13 protein-coding genes are annotated in these 16104 nt (G+C 32.2%); 12 read left to right on the top strand and 1 reads right to left on the bottom strand.

The window, feature by feature from the left end; all coding sequences use genetic code 11:
* Positions 1–40: 40 nt before the first annotated feature.
* The 3 genes from E0F91_RS14415 (at position 41) to E0F91_RS14405 (ending at position 3434) form a co-directional block, all read left to right on the top strand.
* Positions 41–559 (top strand): BfmA/BtgA family mobilization protein, encoded by a 519-nt coding sequence (locus tag E0F91_RS14415; protein ID WP_132067156.1) that lies wholly within the window; start codon positions 41–43, stop codon positions 557–559.
* Positions 559–1815 carry a DUF5712 family protein gene (locus tag E0F91_RS14410; RefSeq protein WP_132067155.1) on the top strand — a complete coding sequence of 419 codons (1257 nt, stop codon included), beginning with the start codon at positions 559–561 and terminating at the stop codon, positions 1813–1815. Before E0F91_RS14415 ends, E0F91_RS14410 begins: the two co-directional genes overlap by 1 nt.
* Positions 1816–2018: 203 nt before the next feature.
* Positions 2019–3434 carry an ApeA N-terminal domain 1-containing protein gene (locus E0F91_RS14405; protein WP_132067154.1) on the top strand — a complete coding sequence of 472 codons (1416 nt, stop codon included), beginning with the start codon at positions 2019–2021 and terminating at the stop codon, positions 3432–3434.
* 133 nt (positions 3435–3567) lie between these two features.
* Here E0F91_RS14405 and E0F91_RS14400 read toward each other — a convergent pair whose 3' ends face one another.
* Positions 3568–3972, bottom strand: coding sequence for a helix-turn-helix domain-containing protein (locus E0F91_RS14400; RefSeq protein ID WP_132067153.1), 405 nt, complete (start codon positions 3970–3972; stop codon positions 3568–3570).
* Positions 3973–4152: 180 nt separating this feature from the next.
* Here E0F91_RS14400 and E0F91_RS14395 point away from each other — a divergent pair, with 180 nt between their 5' ends.
* The 9 genes from E0F91_RS14395 (at position 4153) to E0F91_RS14355 (ending at position 16016) form a co-directional block, all read left to right on the top strand.
* Positions 4153–4710 (top strand): hypothetical protein, encoded by a 558-nt coding sequence (locus E0F91_RS14395; RefSeq protein ID WP_132067152.1) that lies wholly within the window; start codon positions 4153–4155, stop codon positions 4708–4710.
* Positions 4711–4744: 34 nt separating this feature from the next.
* Positions 4745–6361, top strand: a complete 1617-nt coding sequence (locus E0F91_RS14390) for a hypothetical protein (RefSeq protein WP_132067151.1) — start codon at positions 4745–4747, stop codon at positions 6359–6361.
* A 411-nt stretch (positions 6362–6772) separates the two neighbouring features.
* Positions 6773–9466 carry a class I SAM-dependent DNA methyltransferase gene (locus E0F91_RS14385; protein WP_132067150.1) on the top strand — a complete coding sequence of 898 codons (2694 nt, stop codon included), beginning with the start codon at positions 6773–6775 and terminating at the stop codon, positions 9464–9466.
* Between the two features lie 71 nt (positions 9467–9537).
* Positions 9538–10461, top strand: coding sequence for a hypothetical protein (locus tag E0F91_RS14380; protein ID WP_132067149.1), 924 nt, complete (start codon positions 9538–9540; stop codon positions 10459–10461).
* Positions 10462–10809: 348 nt separating this feature from the next.
* A complete protein-coding gene (locus E0F91_RS14375) occupies positions 10810–11859 on the top strand; it encodes a DNA-binding protein (protein ID WP_132067148.1) in 1050 nt (349 codons plus the stop codon).
* Between the two features lie 2 nt (positions 11860–11861).
* Positions 11862–12326 carry a type II toxin-antitoxin system death-on-curing family toxin gene (locus E0F91_RS14370; RefSeq protein ID WP_132067147.1) on the top strand — a complete coding sequence of 155 codons (465 nt, stop codon included), beginning with the start codon at positions 11862–11864 and terminating at the stop codon, positions 12324–12326.
* Positions 12327–12636: 310 nt separating this feature from the next.
* A complete protein-coding gene (locus tag E0F91_RS14365) occupies positions 12637–12834 on the top strand; it encodes a hypothetical protein (protein ID WP_132067146.1) in 198 nt (65 codons plus the stop codon).
* 58 nt (positions 12835–12892) lie between these two features.
* Positions 12893–14833: a DEAD/DEAH box helicase gene (locus tag E0F91_RS14360; RefSeq protein WP_132067145.1), complete on the top strand. Its 1941-nt coding sequence runs from the start codon at positions 12893–12895 to the stop codon at positions 14831–14833.
* Positions 14820–16016, top strand: coding sequence for a GIY-YIG nuclease family protein (locus E0F91_RS14355; protein WP_243698913.1), 1197 nt, complete (start codon positions 14820–14822; stop codon positions 16014–16016). Before E0F91_RS14360 ends, E0F91_RS14355 begins: the two co-directional genes overlap by 14 nt.
* Positions 16017–16104 lie beyond the last annotated feature (88 nt).

The following is a 16104-nucleotide window of genomic DNA, read 5'->3' as shown; positions in this document are numbered from 1 at the left end:
AGACGTAACCACTTGATTAACAGTATTAAAAATTATAATTATGACTAAAAAAAGTATTATTATAGATGAAAAAGCGCATACAGAACTTGGGAAATTATCTGAAAGCTTACGAATGAACTTAGGGGTTCTTATACAAGAAATGATTTATTATTTCAAAAAAACAGGTATCGATCCCAAAGATGCTGTAAACAAAAACCCATCTTTAATGGTTGCCGCTTTAGATAGAAGGATAGTCTCTTTTTTAAAAGTTCAAGAAAGAGATATTTTGAAACCATTAAGACAAGATGTTTTTAATTATCAAAATGCTCAAAAGGAAGAAATTTCAAAATTAATTATTTCGATAGATAAACTCCTAAACCAACATTCAGAACGAATAACTGAAATAAAAAAAGCTCATCTTGAGAATCTGAACAAAATAAATAGCAATGATGGGGAAAGAACTAAAATGATAATTTCTGAATTACAAAAAAATAGACAAGCTATTTTGCTTATTTGTCAACTATTAGACGAAAAAAACAAATCGGGCACTATGGGTAAAATTAAATCTCTTTTTTCATAATGCCAATATCTAAACATCATAGTACACTTGGAGCAGACAATAAAGGAAGTTGTTCCAACTTAGCCATTTACTTAGAAAAGGAAAATGAAGAATTAGACAGAATCATCAAAAAATCTTCCTCAATGAGTGAAATATCTCAGCTAGAAAATAGGAAACAATGGTTCTTTACAGCTTCAGAGATTAATATCAGTACGATAGATGTTATAAGCGCAATCGATAACAATAAAAGAAAATTAGGAGCTAATGATGCTAAATATTTTGCTCCAACAATTAGCTTCAGCGAGAATGAGTTGAGTCATATAGCCTTTCTGGCTACAGGAAAAAAAGAAGTTACAAGTATTTCGGAATTAAACTCATCTGAATTAGAGCAATTTAATAATCTTATAAGAGAGTATGGACGCAAAGTAATGGATAACTATGCTTTGAATTTTAATCGTCAAGACAAAGGAATTAAAACGGGTGCTGATTTAGTTTATTTTGCAAAAATTGAGCATTTTAGAAAATACAAGGGTACAGATAAAGAGGTTATTAATGGAAAGGAAATTTCTGGAGAGTATAAAAAGGGTCTGCAATCTCACATTCACATAATTGTTTCCAGAAAAGATAAAACACAAATATTAAAATTAAGCCCTACTTGTAATGAAAAACAAACCAATAGAAAAATTGGTAATAACGAATATCAAGTGGGATTTGATAGAGTGAAATGGATCAATTCGAACGAAAAAACTTTTGATGAACATTTTAATTATAAACGAAAAGAACTTGAAAAATTTCAAAATCAAAATATTTTAAAAAATGGAAGTCCTCAAGACAAACATGAAATCAATAAAAAAATAGAAATAGAATCGAATAATAGGGATGATATAAAAAAGCAAATTAGGAATGCTCATTTGAATGTTTTGATGACAAAACCAAACAATTTAAAAGAGTATCAACAGAGGATGATGAAATTTGAAATTCACATTTTACCCACAATAAATAAAGATGGTTTTATCCAGGAGAATCACTTTTTTCACGAACTATCAGGTACAGATTTCAAATCGAGTGAAGTTGATCAAAACTTAAAACTTAATGAATTATTTAGTGCTGATGGCAAAACAACTAAGCAAGTGCAACAAACAGAACCGTCATTAGAGGATTGGAAGATTAACACCGAAAAATTAACATCCATTTTATCATCTCTTCTCTATGAAGTAGATCCAGTGGTTGATGATGAATTGCTAAAAAGAAAAAGAAAGAGAGCAATAAGAAGATGATTTAATATAAAAACACAACAGTATCAATAATTTAAGATAATAATATACCTGATATACCTCATTAAAATATTGTAAATTCTACTTAACAAAAAAAATGATCTAATAATCAGTCGAGTCTAAGACTCATTCTAAGTTTGTACCTTTGTATGGAGAATTATAGAATTTTCATTAAAATATTTTTTAACACAACTTAAATTATTTTCATGATTGATAAACTGGAATATAAAGGTTTGTGGTTTCTACCGCGTAATGAAGAAAGAAAAGTGCCCGGTATTTTAACTTTTGATCCTGCAGATAATCGTCATGTATTAGAATTAATAGGAAGTTTTTACGATATGTCCGAACATGATGGTGAAGAAATTATTTTGGGGATAACTTATAGAGGTGATAAGATTACATTACATCAATGTCAATTTTCGTCCTCAACAGGTATTCCTCGGAATGAAAATGATCCAAAACTTATTTTTAGAGAGGAAAATCAACCATATACTTTGAATTTTCGAGTGGAATATATGTTGAAAGGAATCCATATTTATAATATTGAAAATCTTACCTTCAATTCTATTTATACAACTATCTATAATCTTCACGAATGGGTAGGAATTAGTGGTATAAGTGTCGATAGTGAAATACCCAATTGTGAAGATGTAATAACGTTTACTAAGCCGGAACCAATAATCGTAGAAATTGATGAGAATTTGGAATTGGAGATTAAATTCCATTCAAATTTCCCCTTATATAGAAGAGTAATAAAAGAGCAAACTTTGAAACAATATACCACATTAGCTCTACATTTTAAAAAGGGTCAAACCTTAGATGATTTGTTATATAATGTAAAAAAATTTCAAAACTTTTTATCGGCATCAACTCAAAGTCAAACTAGAATTGAAGTTGCTGAAATATATAGTGACCAGTTTCGCAACAAATACGATATAAGAATTGATATTGATCTATATACTATTATCACACCCAATCTAAAATTTGACAAGCCAAAAGAAGATTGGCAAATGATATTCACTTATAGAGATATTGAAGATAAATTCAAATCAATTATACAGAATTGGTTTAATTATTATGAAAAATTTGAAGCACCGTTGAATTTAGTTTTCGGTCAATTTTACTTATCTGAATACTATTTGGAAATTATGTTTCTGAATGTTGCACAAGCAGCGGAGAGTTTTCATTCAAAATTAAAGATTGTCGAAGATAAAGAAAGGACAACGCAAGATATAGAATTCAAAAGAAAAGTTGACATAGTTTTAAGTTCCGTTCCAGAAGTTTTAAAGAATTGGGTGGCATCCAAATTATCTAATCCACTTCATTTTGATACAAGACTAAAGTATTTAATAAACGAGTTTTCAAATGACCAGATTAATGCAATGATAGGAGACCAAGATAAATTTATTAAATCAATTGTCAAAACTAGAAATTATTTAACTCATTATAACTCAAAAGATAAAAAAGCAGCAAGTAATGGATTAGAATTGGTTTTATTAATGAAAAGGCTAAGATTGCTTTTAATTAGTTCATTTCTTGTCAATTCAGGGATGGACAAGAAAATACTTGAGGGATTAATAAAAGAAAAAACTTACATGATGTTTAGGAGTTATTTCGATTAAAAATCTGTTGAGAATAGCAATTACCTCGCGTTTTTATCACAAATCCAACTCTTTTTCGAATTGTTTTTTTTATTTTATACTTTCGGAATATTTCATAACAAAGCAGCGCAAAAAAATAAAGGAATTATCCCAATTATTTATTGATTAATTTTTCCAGCCTTGCCATCATTTCATCTTTTTCTTTCAGCATGCGCTCGTATAAAGCAATTTTTTCTTCATGAAGTTTTTTGATTTCCTCAATCGGATTGTTATTAAAAACTTCAATTTTGTTATTGAACATTGCATTGTCCGAGAAATTACACGAAATTAAATTCACTGCCTGTTCCTCATCAAAATTCTGAAAAGCTTCAACTGGAATTTTTAATACTGCTGAGATTTGATTAAGTATATTATTCTCAATTACATCTTTTTGCTCCAGCATAGAAATTTTCTTCTGATTCCAGTCTTCTCCCAGATCATAAGCCAATGCCTCCTGCTTTATGTTTAGCATTTCTCTGAAACGTTTTACGTTTCTTCCCTGATGTATTTTCTGTTCCATAATGAGTATCAATTTTCTGAAGGCTCAAAGATAAAGCCATTTCGATTAACAATTCTGAGTTTCAAAGATAAAAAAATATCCTGTAAAATATCCCTTTTGTCAGATATTATATCCGCATTCTGAATAGTTTATCCTTTTGAAAGAATGGAACTTCGCTTGTGAATTTTAAATCTTCCCACTATGAAAAAGAATAAAATATCCTTCGAAACTGGATTTTGGGCAGGGTTTGTTGCAGGAAATCCATTTGAGGCATTTGACGCCATTTTTGACTTTGCACATCTTGATTATTATAAACAGAATTTAAGTGAAGCAGTACTTCACTGCTATAAGAGAAAAGTCTACAAGCAGGATGATCCTTGCAATGCTTTTGTCTTTTATACTGCTATATGCTCTTTTCTCAAAGTCTGTTACTGCCTGAAGGGGAAAGACAAGAAATGGAAAGTGAAAGAGTCTTCCCGCTCCGAAACGGTATTTCATCTTTCTTCCCTGACCAAAGAAGAATACGACAATCCTTTTTTGGTGCTTCAAAGTGCATTTGAAGAGAGAACATTTCAACAGTTTGAATTTTTCTTATGTGAAATCACAGAGCTTTCATTGTCTCCATATTATGTAGATCCTGACTCCGACCTTACGACACCTTATATTCATTTAATCAAAATGCTCGATGCAGGAGAGCTGATGAGAGAAAGAGGTGTTGAGAGAATCAAGAAAATTGACCCAACTGAACTTACAACGTAATAAAACAACCTTTACCAACTTAAAATATAACATTATGAAAACTCTTGAAAAACTTACATTTCCAAAACTCGAAAACGAATATTTAGAAAACATACTACGACAATTGGTTAATCAGTATACTATTATTCAAATATTTTTTACCAAAGGGCAGTCTTCTGCGTTTTCATATCTAATTATTCATACTGAAAAAGGTATAGATGCAAAAGAACTACAGGAAAAAAACTGGGTAAGAAAAGTTAAAAATAACTGTCAGATTGCCGTATATTTTATTTACACTTCAAAACTCCGTCATCGATTTTCTTTAGGTTATCCGTTTATTGAATTTTACTGCCGCCCTTCGGCTGTCATCTACCAAAATAAAGACTCCCAAGATTCGATTGTCATTACAAGGGATTGGAAAAAATACAATAAGAGGCTTCATGCGCTTAAAGACGATTTTTATCACGATCATGATCTTCATAAGTCACAAATTCAAAATCTTATTTCGGAAGGCTGTTCCAACGGTGTTTTTACATCTTACTCGAGGCTAATTGAATATGATCTTGAATATTTAGAAGAGCTGTATTGCGGAAGTAAATCTGCTTTACTTAGTTTAGATGAAAGGATCAATAATCTTATAGAATACATTCCTGTTATTCAAAAATACTTTGTGAGAAACAACCACAACAAATATTATCTAACAGATCTGTTTGTAAAAGCAAAAGAAGCATCCGACGATGATGAAGTGATTTATAAAGAAGAAATGTATGAAGCGGTTGGAATTGCCGAACAACGCCTCTATTGCCTTATCGAAGAAAGGTTTTCTGAATTAAAGAAGATGTTAAAAAAAGCACATATAGTAGAACACGAAGTTTCATGCCAAATGGATAATAAACCGAAAAAACAAACCCTGGGCATTGCTGTCGAAACCATATTAAATTTAGTAGAAGTTGAACAAATCTACTTATACCACCAAATTACCTATGCAGAGAAAACGACCTATTACCTGATGCTTATAGGTAACGGTGGAACTAACGAAAAATTAAGGTTAATCAATCATTTCTTAAAAAGCAAAATTGCGGATAATCACGAGGTTGTTATGATAAGTCACAGCCGTAAATGGATACAAGAAAATCTCTACCAGTTTCAAAGTTTCTTTTCCGACATTATTCAAGCCAATGACCTGATATATTCATCCAGCCCGTACCACTCGGAATTTCATTGGGAGCAGCCTCACAATCCGTACCACGCTGATCTGTATTTTTATTACAAGCCGACCAAAGATGTTGCCTTGCAATTTTTTACAATAGCCAATAATCCTAAAGAAAACTACCAAGGTTTAGAGTATCTCTTTTCATTATTCTTTCTGTCGTTTTGCAGAACTTATATTTTTGTAAAAACCTATTACCTGCCTAATAATCTGACTAGCCAAGCATTGTGGCACTTATGTATCTATGCAGATGCCAACATCCGAAAGTATAATTATTTGCTAGAACAGTTCTGGACGGAATGCTTTCCGTATTTAAATAAACATAGGGTACTTAATCATAAGTTGTCAAAGCTCAGCAAGGAAGAGGTTTGTCAGATGAATGGTATTGTTGAGAAGTTGATGTATGAATTACACAATTTGGTTATTGAAGGCGGATTATTGCAAGACTTTGAGGAAGATTAGCCAGATTAGTAAACGACAATTTCGGAATAAAACTAATTTTTAATTCTAAAACACATGATAAGAATAAGGAATAATTTAAATTTTGTTTTCATAAGACGGAAGAGCCTCGCTATTATTGCGGGGTTTTTCTCGTTTCAGTGATTTAAATTCATATTTCTCATCTATTACAAAAAGGTTGTATTGGTTTTATAAATTATTCAAGATGCAGTAGGGAATTTATTCTGTTATTTTAAGTGTTTTTTAAAAGATATTTTTTTATTGTAAAGCAATGAAGAATATTTAGGGGTGTCTGAATAAATATAAGTATCAGATAAACTACATCCCTTTTGAGGTATTTTTTAATATCTTAGCAATTAAAATATCAGGTTTTAATCAAAACTGCATTCCACAAAATTGTAACATAATGTACTTATGAACATTGCCCAAATAGAATCAAATCTTCAAAATTTGATAGTAAACTATACTAATGAAACTTTTATTTATGAATTTTTGTTAGCCTATGGTTCGCCTAAAGCTTCCATAACACGATTACAAAAAGGAAATCTTAATTTATCAAAAATAGAAGGGGAAATATCGTGGAAGAAAAAAGTGTTTTTCAAACCAGTCTTTGATCAAGATCTACATCAAGCCATTTCCGAGATAAAAAACGCGCTCAAACAAGAGCAACGTTTTGTTATCGTTACCGATTTCAAAACTTTTTTAGCCATTGATACAAAAACAAGCGATAGTTTAGACATCGATTTTATGGTATTACCCAAGCACTTTGATTTCTTTCTACCCTGGGCAGGTATGGAAAAAGCACAACACCAAAACGAAAATCCAGCTGATGTAAAAGCAGCCGAAAAAATGGCAAAGCTTTTTGACGAAATCAAAAAAGACAATCCCGACAATTCTCCCGAATTTATTCACGGATTGAATGTATTTCTTTCCCGCTTGTTGTTTTGTTACTTTGCCGAAGATACTGGGATTTTCGAAAAGAATTTATTTACCCATTCTATTCAAAATCACACACAAACAGACGGTAGCGATTTAAGCGACTATCTCGATAAAATGTTTGAGGTAATGAATACTGACGCAAACGATAGACACAATCTACCAGTTTATTTGGATGCCTTTCCGTATGTAAATGGTGGTTTGTTCCAGAACAAACACACAGCACCAATTTTTACACGTCGTAGCCGACAAGCGGTTTTGGATAGTGGTGAACAAAATTGGGCTGCTATAAATCCTGATATTTTTGGCTCGATGTTTCAAGCCGTTATTTCGGTAAATCAACGAGGTAGTTTAGGACAGCACTACACTAGTGTGCCTAATATTATGAAAGTAATAGAGCCTTTATTCTTAAATGATTTATATACAACTTTTGAAAACGCCAAAGGCAACAAAAACAAACTTGAAGCTTTATTAAAAAGAATTTGGAACATCAAACTATTTGATCCGGCTTGTGGTAGCGGCAACTTCCTGATTATTGCCTACAAAGAATTACGAAAACTAGAAATGGCAATCTTCAAGGAAATAGATGCGGTAAACAAAACCTATACTACCCAATATTCAGGCATAAGCTTGAATCATTTTTACGGCATCGAGATTGACGATTTTGCTCACGAAATCGCCATACTCTCGCTGTGGTTGGCAGAACACCAAATGAACCAAGAATTTTTTAAAGCTTTTGGAAGAACAAAACCGTCACTGCCATTACAACAAACAGGATCTATTGTTCACGGAAACGCTGCTAGAGTCGATTGGGAAAGTGTTTGCCCTAAAAAGGAAGGTGATGAGATTTATATTTTAGGGAATCCGCCTTATTTGGGTTATAGTGTTCAAAATGAACTCCAAAAAGAAGATATGACTTTTGTATTCAAAGGATTTAAAGAATATAAAAGTCTAGATTATATATCTTGTTGGATTTTTAAAGGAGCAGATTTTATTCAAAACCATAATGCTCAATTTGCTTTTGTTTCTACCAATTCAATTTGCCAAGGAGAACAAGTCGCTTTACTTTGGTCTAAAATCTTCATAAAAAATTTAGAAATAGGTTTTGCTCATACTTCGTTTAAATGGAATAATAATGCTAAGGCTAATGCTGGCGTATCAGTTATTATCGTCGGAATTAGAAATATTTCAAAATCAGAAAAATATTTATTTAGTGAAAACAGAAAGCTTTTAGTAAATAACATTAACGGTTATCTTTTTAACGCTAATAATGTTTTTATTAATAATAGAAATCAATCCATTTCTAAAATCCCTAAAATAGGATATGGCAGTTCAGCATTAGATGGCGGGAATTTATTATTTACAGAAATTGAAAAAAATCAAGCCTTATCAGACGAGCCAAAAGTTGAAAAATTCTTAAAAAAAATTATGGGTTCGCAAGAATTAATAAAAGGAATAGAAAGATGGTGTTTATGGATTGATGATAAAGATTTGGAAGAAGCAAAACAAATTGACTTAATTTCAAATAGGTTAAAAAAAGTAGAACAATTTAGATTAGAAAGCAATAGAAAAGGTACTATTGATGCTGCTAAAACTCCTCACAGATTTGGAGAGCCAAGATATATTGAAGGAAAGCTAATTGTTATTCCAAAAGTTTCATCTGAAAACAGAGAATATTTACCTATTGGTTATTTTGATAATAATGTGGTAATCCTTGATAAAGCGTTTCCTATTTACAATTCGGAACCATATATATTTACAATTTTGTCTTCAAAAATGCATATTTTATGGTTAAAAGCTATTGGAGGTAAACTAGAATCTCGATTAAGCTATTCATCTTCTATTGTTTACAATACCTTTCCAATTCCCCCAATTTCTGAAACCCAAAAAGAAGAACTAACCCAATGCGTATTCAGAATATTAGAAGAACGAGAAAACCACTCCGAGAAAACCTTAGCACAATTGTATGACCCAGAAAAAATGCCAGAAGATTTGCGTGAAGCACATCTCTTGAATGATTTGGCAGTAGAACGTTGCTACCGTAGCAAACCTTTTGAGAGTGATGAAGAACGATTGGAATATCTTTTCAAACTATATGAAAAAATGATTGCAGAGGAAAAAGAAAAAGGAACTTTGTTTCAAGAAGAGAAGAAAGCTAAAAAGCAAAAGTAGTTTCATTGAGGGATTGAGGTCTTTCTGTTGAAAAAATTTCCATACAGAAAACCCGTGGATAATTGAAAATAATGATAGAAAATATATTCGAAGAAATAAGAGAAATTTGTAATCATCCTTGGAAAAGTGAACTTCTTTTCCAAGATAAAATCATCTGGAATAGATTGTGGACTTCGTTGGATGTAATCGAAGATTCTCAAATTGCAATAGACGATTATACTAACTTGTCGGAATTCAGCTCCAGCGAAAAAGGTTATTTATATGTTTATGGGATTCTTCACGCCTTATATCTGCAACAAGACGCACTATGTAATCTTAATAAGTCCTTATTTGGTCAAGACATTGATTTCAAAAAGGACTATCCTGAATTATATAATATAAGGGAGATTCGCAATAATTCAATTGGTCATCCAACTGATAGAGGCAACGGTAAGTCATTTCACGGCATTAGTCGAATGACTATTCAAAAGAAAGGATTTCAAATGATGTCTTCTTTTCCAAAAACAGGTGAAGAAGATGAGTTTACGGATATTAATGTTTTATCCTGTATTGAAACCCAGGGAGGATTATTTAAAGTAATTTTAAATCAAACAATGGAAAAATTAAAATCCGATTTCGAGAATCATAAACTCAAATTTAAAGACAGCAAACTTATAGACCTAGTGCATAAAAGCATTGACTATCAATTTTCAAAACTTTATGAGAACATCAATCGAGATTATACATTAGTTGAAATTAATTTTGGAACTATTTTCGAAACATATAATAATATTAAGAAAGGGATAATTGAAAGATATTCAAGTTTATCAGCATTATCTGGTATTGAACTAAATACAGAAATGCTCGATTATTTATTTAACCGTTTAAAGCGTGACTTAATAGAAAACAAAATTGAGGACAAATTAGAATTACGAATATTTATCGACGCATTGAAATCTCATTTTGAGGAATTAAAATCAATGGTCAAAGAAATTGACGAAGAGTTTAAAAGTTAAAATATAATTGAACGATTGGAATACCTTTTGAAATTGTATGAAAAGATGATAGCAGAGGAAAAAGGAAAAAGAACTTTGTTTCGTGAAGAGAAGAAAAAAAGGAGTAGCTTCACAGAGGGACACGGATGCTCCTCTATGAAATAGCGAAAATAATTTTGAGAGGGACATCAATGTCCCTCTCAAAAAACGGGCTGAATTTCTGGTGATGACATCAGTGTCCCTACCAGAAAAAAGGAATCCAACTGAGAGGAATGAGCTTTCTTTAAGTTGAAGAATTGAAATTAATGATGAACTGACCGACATTCATGTCGGTCAGTTGAAATAAATAAAAAAATAAACCTTGCAGAAATGAAAGATTTAACCAATTCACACATTGACCGTGAAAATGTAATTAATAACAATACGGCTGTTAAAGAAATATACAACCAATTGGGATTTAAGGGCATTATGTTCGAAAAAAAATACCGTTACACCTTGAATCAAGTATCTAGATTTTATGAAGTAGATACAAGAACAATTGAACGGATTTTACAAGAAAATAGCGCTGAGCTGCAAAATTCAGGGTATGAAATTTTCAAAGGTATCAAACTTAAAATGTTTAAAGATTTGATAAATCAACTGACCGACATCAATGTCGGTCAGTTGATGCAAGATGATGATAATGAGTTGGTAGGAAAAAGAGCGACTAGCTTATCTGTCTTTACTTTTAAAGCATTATTAAATATTGGTATGTTACTTCAAACATCGGATAAGGCAAAAGAAGTAAGAAGTTTTATGCTTAACGTAGTAATAGACGTTTTGAATAAAAACAGTGGAGGTTCTACCAAATTTATTAATCAAAGAGAGCCAGAGTTTTTGAGGTCTGCAATAAGCACAATCAATTATAGACAAGAATTTACCAATGCAGTTGATTTTTATATAGTTCCTAATAAATTCAAATACGGGCAATTAACAGATAAAATCTACAAAAATATTTTTAACGAAGATTCAAAAGAATACCGCAAAGTACTGGATTTAAAGCTATCAGAAAACGTAAGAAATACAATGTATTCGGAAGTATTAGATCTGATTTCTAGTTACGAAAGTGGTTTTTCTGAATTTTTGAAGGAAGAATTTGAGAAAAAAGGAGAGAAATTTTCTTTAACCGAGGCACATGGGGTGTTTTCTGAATTTGAGAAACGAACCAATAAGATTTATGAACCATTGAGAGATAAAGCAAGGGGGCTTATGGCAAGTAGAGATATGGTTTTTAGGGATGCATTACATGAAAAATTAAAAGATTATATAGGTACCGTAAGTGCTGAAGATTTTAATAAATTTTTAGGAGAAAAAAGCCAGGCACTGGAAGAAAGATTGAAAGATAATATGGATGTGTTCAAAAGATTAAAAGATCGCTAATTATGAAGTACTTTTATTTTGACACAGCACATGCCATTAAAGAACAAGATTTTATTATTGAAAATAGTGGCGGCAGAAAAGGAATTATCAACATTGGTTTAGTTGATAGTGTTTTAGAACATATTCAAAATGATTCGTATTATCCTGAGTTTGAAAACAAAGTTTGTCATTTATTCTATTCGATAAATAAAAACCATGCATTTGAAGATGGAAACAAAAGAAGTTCAATTGTTCTGACTTCTTATTTTCTTGAAGTGAATGGATTTGATTTCAAAGTAAGTCACTTCATTCGAGAAATGGAAAACATTGCGGTTCAGGTGGCTGACAATAAGATAGATAAAGATTTATTGCAGGAAATCATTACATCAATTCTATACGAAAGCGACTATGATGAAGCGCTTCAATTAAAAATAGTTAATGCTATATCAGTAAGAGAAGAGAATAACCAAGAAGAAACCGAATTCTAAAAAAATGGAAAGATATAGAAATATAGGAGGGAATTCAGGAATATGAAATAGGTACTGATTCTGTTATTTATTCTAAACTGCTAATCGAGAAAAAAGATGATTTAAGCCTTACCGAAGTAATACTTTTAGACAAGGTGCAGAAAAAGCAAGTGATAACAGATGACGGTGCTAAATTACTAAAGAAGAAAAATTTTATAGAGGGACGAAAGCCGAATTATCATATATCTGCTGAATTAGCCGAGATTACAGGAGAAAAGCCGATTATATTCGTAATAGAGGATTTAAAGACGAACATTATAAAAAAATGGTTTTGGGCTATTTAGTTAAATATGGATATGCGTCTAAAGAAGATATAGATAAACTTATTTTAGACATACTTCCTAATGTTTTAGACAAAAAACAGAAAGAAAACAAAGTAATAAATTTGATTTACGCAATGCATAAAAAGGACAAAACCCTTGTAAATAAAGGGACTAGTAGAAAACCTATTTGGAAAAAGTTTGTCTAAAATCGGTATAAATAAAAAACACTTTAGACAAACTTAGACAAACTTTAAAAAATAAACCATGCCAGATATAGTAAATGTAAACTACCATAATACCGGAAATAGTACAAAAATCAATACGATGGGAATGCGAGAAATGCAAACCCGTGCTTTTGAATCACGTGATGCGCAGTATTTATTACTCAAAGCTCCTCCGGCTTCGGGAAAGTCACGTGCCTTGATGTTTTTGGCTTTGGATAAATTAATCAATCAAGGGATCAAAAAAGTGATTGTAGCCGTTCCCGAGCGTTCTATTGGTAGTTCATTTTCTAAAATGGATTTGAAAAAAGATGGCTTTTTTGCCAATTGGGAACCCAATGACAATTACAATCTTTGTACGCCGGGTGATGATGCTAGCAGCAGCAAAGTCAAAGCTTTTCATAAATTCATGGATAGCGACGAACAACTATTAATTTGTACACACGCTACTTTGCGTTTTGCCTGTGAGGAATTAGACGAAGCAAAATTCAATGATACACTTTTGGCAATCGATGAATTTCATCACGTTTCTGCCGATGCCAATAACAGATTAGGCGAATTGTTAAAATCAATAATGAACAAATCTTCGGCTCATATTGTAGCCATGACAGGTTCTTATTTCAGAGGGGATTCGGTGCCAATTCTAACGCCTGAAAACGAAGCCAAGTTCACCAAAGTAACTTACAATTACTATGAACAATTAAACGGATATAACTTCTTGAAATCATTAGGGATTGGCTACCATTTCTATACCGGAAAATACACCTCGGCCATACTCGATATCTTGGATACCGATAAAAAAACAATCCTCCACATTCCGAATGTAAATTCAGGCGAATCCACAAAAGACAAGCACAATGAAGTCAATTTTATTTTAGATGCTATTGGCGATGTTATAAAACAAGATTCCGACACAGGTGTAATTCATATCAAACGTCACAGCGACGGTAAAATATTGAAAGTAGCCGATTTGGTTGAAGATAGTTCAAGGGAAAGAGACAAAATAGTCAACTATTTAAGAAATGTTAAATCCGTAGATGACATGGATTTAATCATCGCATTAGGCATGGCAAAAGAGGGTTTTGATTGGCCCTTTTGTGAGCACGCTTTAACGGTAGGTTATCGAGGTTCATTAACAGAGATTATTCAAATTATTGGTCGATGTACTCGGGATAGTAACAATAAAACACATGCACAATTCACCAATCTTATTGCCAGCCCTGAAGCCATTCAGGATGATGTAAAAGTCGCTACCAATAATATGCTCAAAGCCATTACAGCCTCATTATTGATGGAGCAGGTATTAGCGCCCAACTTCAAATTCAAAACAAGATTGGATAACGATGATGAGGATACAAAGCCAGGTGAAATAAAAATAAGAGGATTCAAAGCACCGAGCTCAAAAAGGGTAAAGGATATTGTAGAATCAGATTTGAATGATTTGAAAGCTACAATCTTGCAGGACGACACTATGCTGAAAGCAATGCCGGGAAACATCGATCCAGAAGTAATCAATAAGGTGTTGATCCCAAAAATCATCAGAATTAAATACCCGGAATTAACAGACGAAGAAATTGAAGAAATTCGTCAATATGTGGTAGTCGATTCAGTGGTGAAAAACGGAGAAATAAAAGAAGTGGGGGACCAGCGTTTTATCAGGATGGCGGATAAATTTGTAAACATAGAAGATTTACATATTGACCTGATTGACACGATTAATCCATTCCAGAAAGCTTTCGAAATACTTTCGAAATCGGTTACTACCAAAGTGTTGAAAGTGATTCAAGACACCATTGAAGCGACAAGAATAAAAATGGACTTTGAAGAAGCTAAAATTTTGTGGCCCAAAATCGTGGAGTTCAAAAAAATGTATGACAAAGAACCGAGTCTAAATGCCAACGACCCATTAGAACGAAGAATGGCAGAGTGTATTATTTATCTGAAAGAAGAAAAAAGAAAACGAATGGCCAATGCAAATGGATAAATTTCAAACCCTAGAGGACATTTTTGCAAACGATCAATTTGACATTCTAAATGTCAAACCTAAAGTTTCAAGTGCACGAAATGCAGACGAACGACTATCGGCTTCATTCGGTGAAGTGAATGATTTCTTTGCAAAATACAATAAAGAGCCACAACCCAATCCAGGCAATATTTCAGAATTTCAGCTCTATTCAAGGTTGAAAAGCATTAGGTCAGATATAGAAAAAATGCAATCTTTAGAGGAGCAAGACATTCATGGTTTATTGAACTTTGAAGCAAAAGAAATTAATTCAATCGATGATATTTTTAATGATGATACATTTGACTTATTAGATGATGATTCCGATTTGTTTGAATTTAAACATACCCCAAAAGACTACGAAAGAGCTCCGTCTGATTTTGTAGCAAGAAGAAAGCCGTGTAAGGATTTTGATAAATACGAAATGCTTTTCAAGGATATTCAAAAGGATTTAGGGGATGGAAAAAGAAAGCTGGTTGATTTCAAGGAAGATAATTTAAGAGAAGGCGATTTTTATGTCCACAACGGCGTTTTGATGTTATTAGAAAACATCAATTTGACCCAAGAAGAAACCTATGTAGAAGGCAAACGTTTAAGAAAAGACGGTAGAACAAGATGTATTTTTGAAAATGGCACCGAATCAAATATGTTGTATCGATCGGCGGCTAAAATCCTATATGCCAATGGTAAAGTGGTAACACAAAACATGGATAAAGTAAACGAAAACTTCATTGAAAGATTTAGCAATATAACCGATGAAGATGCAGCAGCAGGATATATTTATGTGCTGCGTTCCAAAAGCAAAGACGAACGAATAATCGAAATTGATAACTTATACAAAATTGGATATTCTAAAGTTGAGGTTGAAGAAAGAATCAAAAATGCAGAAAAGGATCCAACCTATCTAATGGCTCCCGTAAAAATCATTACCTCTTGGAAATGTTACAATATGAATCCACAGAAGCTAGAACAATTACTTCATAATTTCTTTGGTAAATCGTGTCTGAACATTGATATTTTTGATGAGAAAAAAAGAAGGCACACCCCACGAGAATGGTTCATAGCGCCGATTGATGTTATTGAGCAAGCCATTGAATTGATAATTAGCGGGGAGGTTGTTAAACATAGGTATGATGAAAAAAACATGATAATAATTGAAATTTGAAATTAATTAGTATCTCATTTGAAAAACAACCGCATATACTGCATCGTGACACCATCGGTAAAAGAATAACTAACAGAATCATCGATTT

The organism is Flavobacterium sandaracinum (genome assembly GCF_004349135.1).
Taxonomy (GTDB): Bacteria; Bacteroidota; Bacteroidia; order Flavobacteriales; family Flavobacteriaceae; genus Flavobacterium; species Flavobacterium sandaracinum.
The sequence above is the reverse complement of the archived record's forward strand: the minus strand, read 5'-3'. Positions and strand labels throughout refer to the sequence as shown.

Excerpts from the sequence above, each read along its gene's own strand:
- E0F91_RS14415 (WP_132067156.1), top strand. The coding sequence starts at position 41 with ATGACTAAAAAAAGTATTATTATAGATGAAAAAGCGCATACAGAACTT.
- E0F91_RS14410 (WP_132067155.1), top strand. The coding sequence starts at position 559 with ATGCCAATATCTAAACATCATAGTACACTTGGAGCAGACAATAAAGGA.
- E0F91_RS14405 (WP_132067154.1), top strand. The coding sequence starts at position 2,019 with ATGATTGATAAACTGGAATATAAAGGTTTGTGGTTTCTACCGCGTAAT.
- E0F91_RS14400 (WP_132067153.1), bottom strand. The coding sequence starts at position 3,972 with ATGGAACAGAAAATACATCAGGGAAGAAACGTAAAACGTTTCAGAGAA.
- E0F91_RS14395 (WP_132067152.1), top strand. The coding sequence starts at position 4,153 with ATGAAAAAGAATAAAATATCCTTCGAAACTGGATTTTGGGCAGGGTTT.
- E0F91_RS14390 (WP_132067151.1), top strand. The coding sequence starts at position 4,745 with ATGAAAACTCTTGAAAAACTTACATTTCCAAAACTCGAAAACGAATAT.
- E0F91_RS14385 (WP_132067150.1), top strand. The coding sequence starts at position 6,773 with ATGAACATTGCCCAAATAGAATCAAATCTTCAAAATTTGATAGTAAAC.
- E0F91_RS14380 (WP_132067149.1), top strand. The coding sequence starts at position 9,538 with ATGATAGAAAATATATTCGAAGAAATAAGAGAAATTTGTAATCATCCT.
- E0F91_RS14375 (WP_132067148.1), top strand. The coding sequence starts at position 10,810 with ATGAAAGATTTAACCAATTCACACATTGACCGTGAAAATGTAATTAAT.
- E0F91_RS14370 (WP_132067147.1), top strand. The coding sequence starts at position 11,862 with ATGAAGTACTTTTATTTTGACACAGCACATGCCATTAAAGAACAAGAT.
- E0F91_RS14360 (WP_132067145.1), top strand. The coding sequence starts at position 12,893 with ATGCCAGATATAGTAAATGTAAACTACCATAATACCGGAAATAGTACA.
- E0F91_RS14355 (WP_243698913.1), top strand. The coding sequence starts at position 14,820 with ATGCAAATGGATAAATTTCAAACCCTAGAGGACATTTTTGCAAACGAT.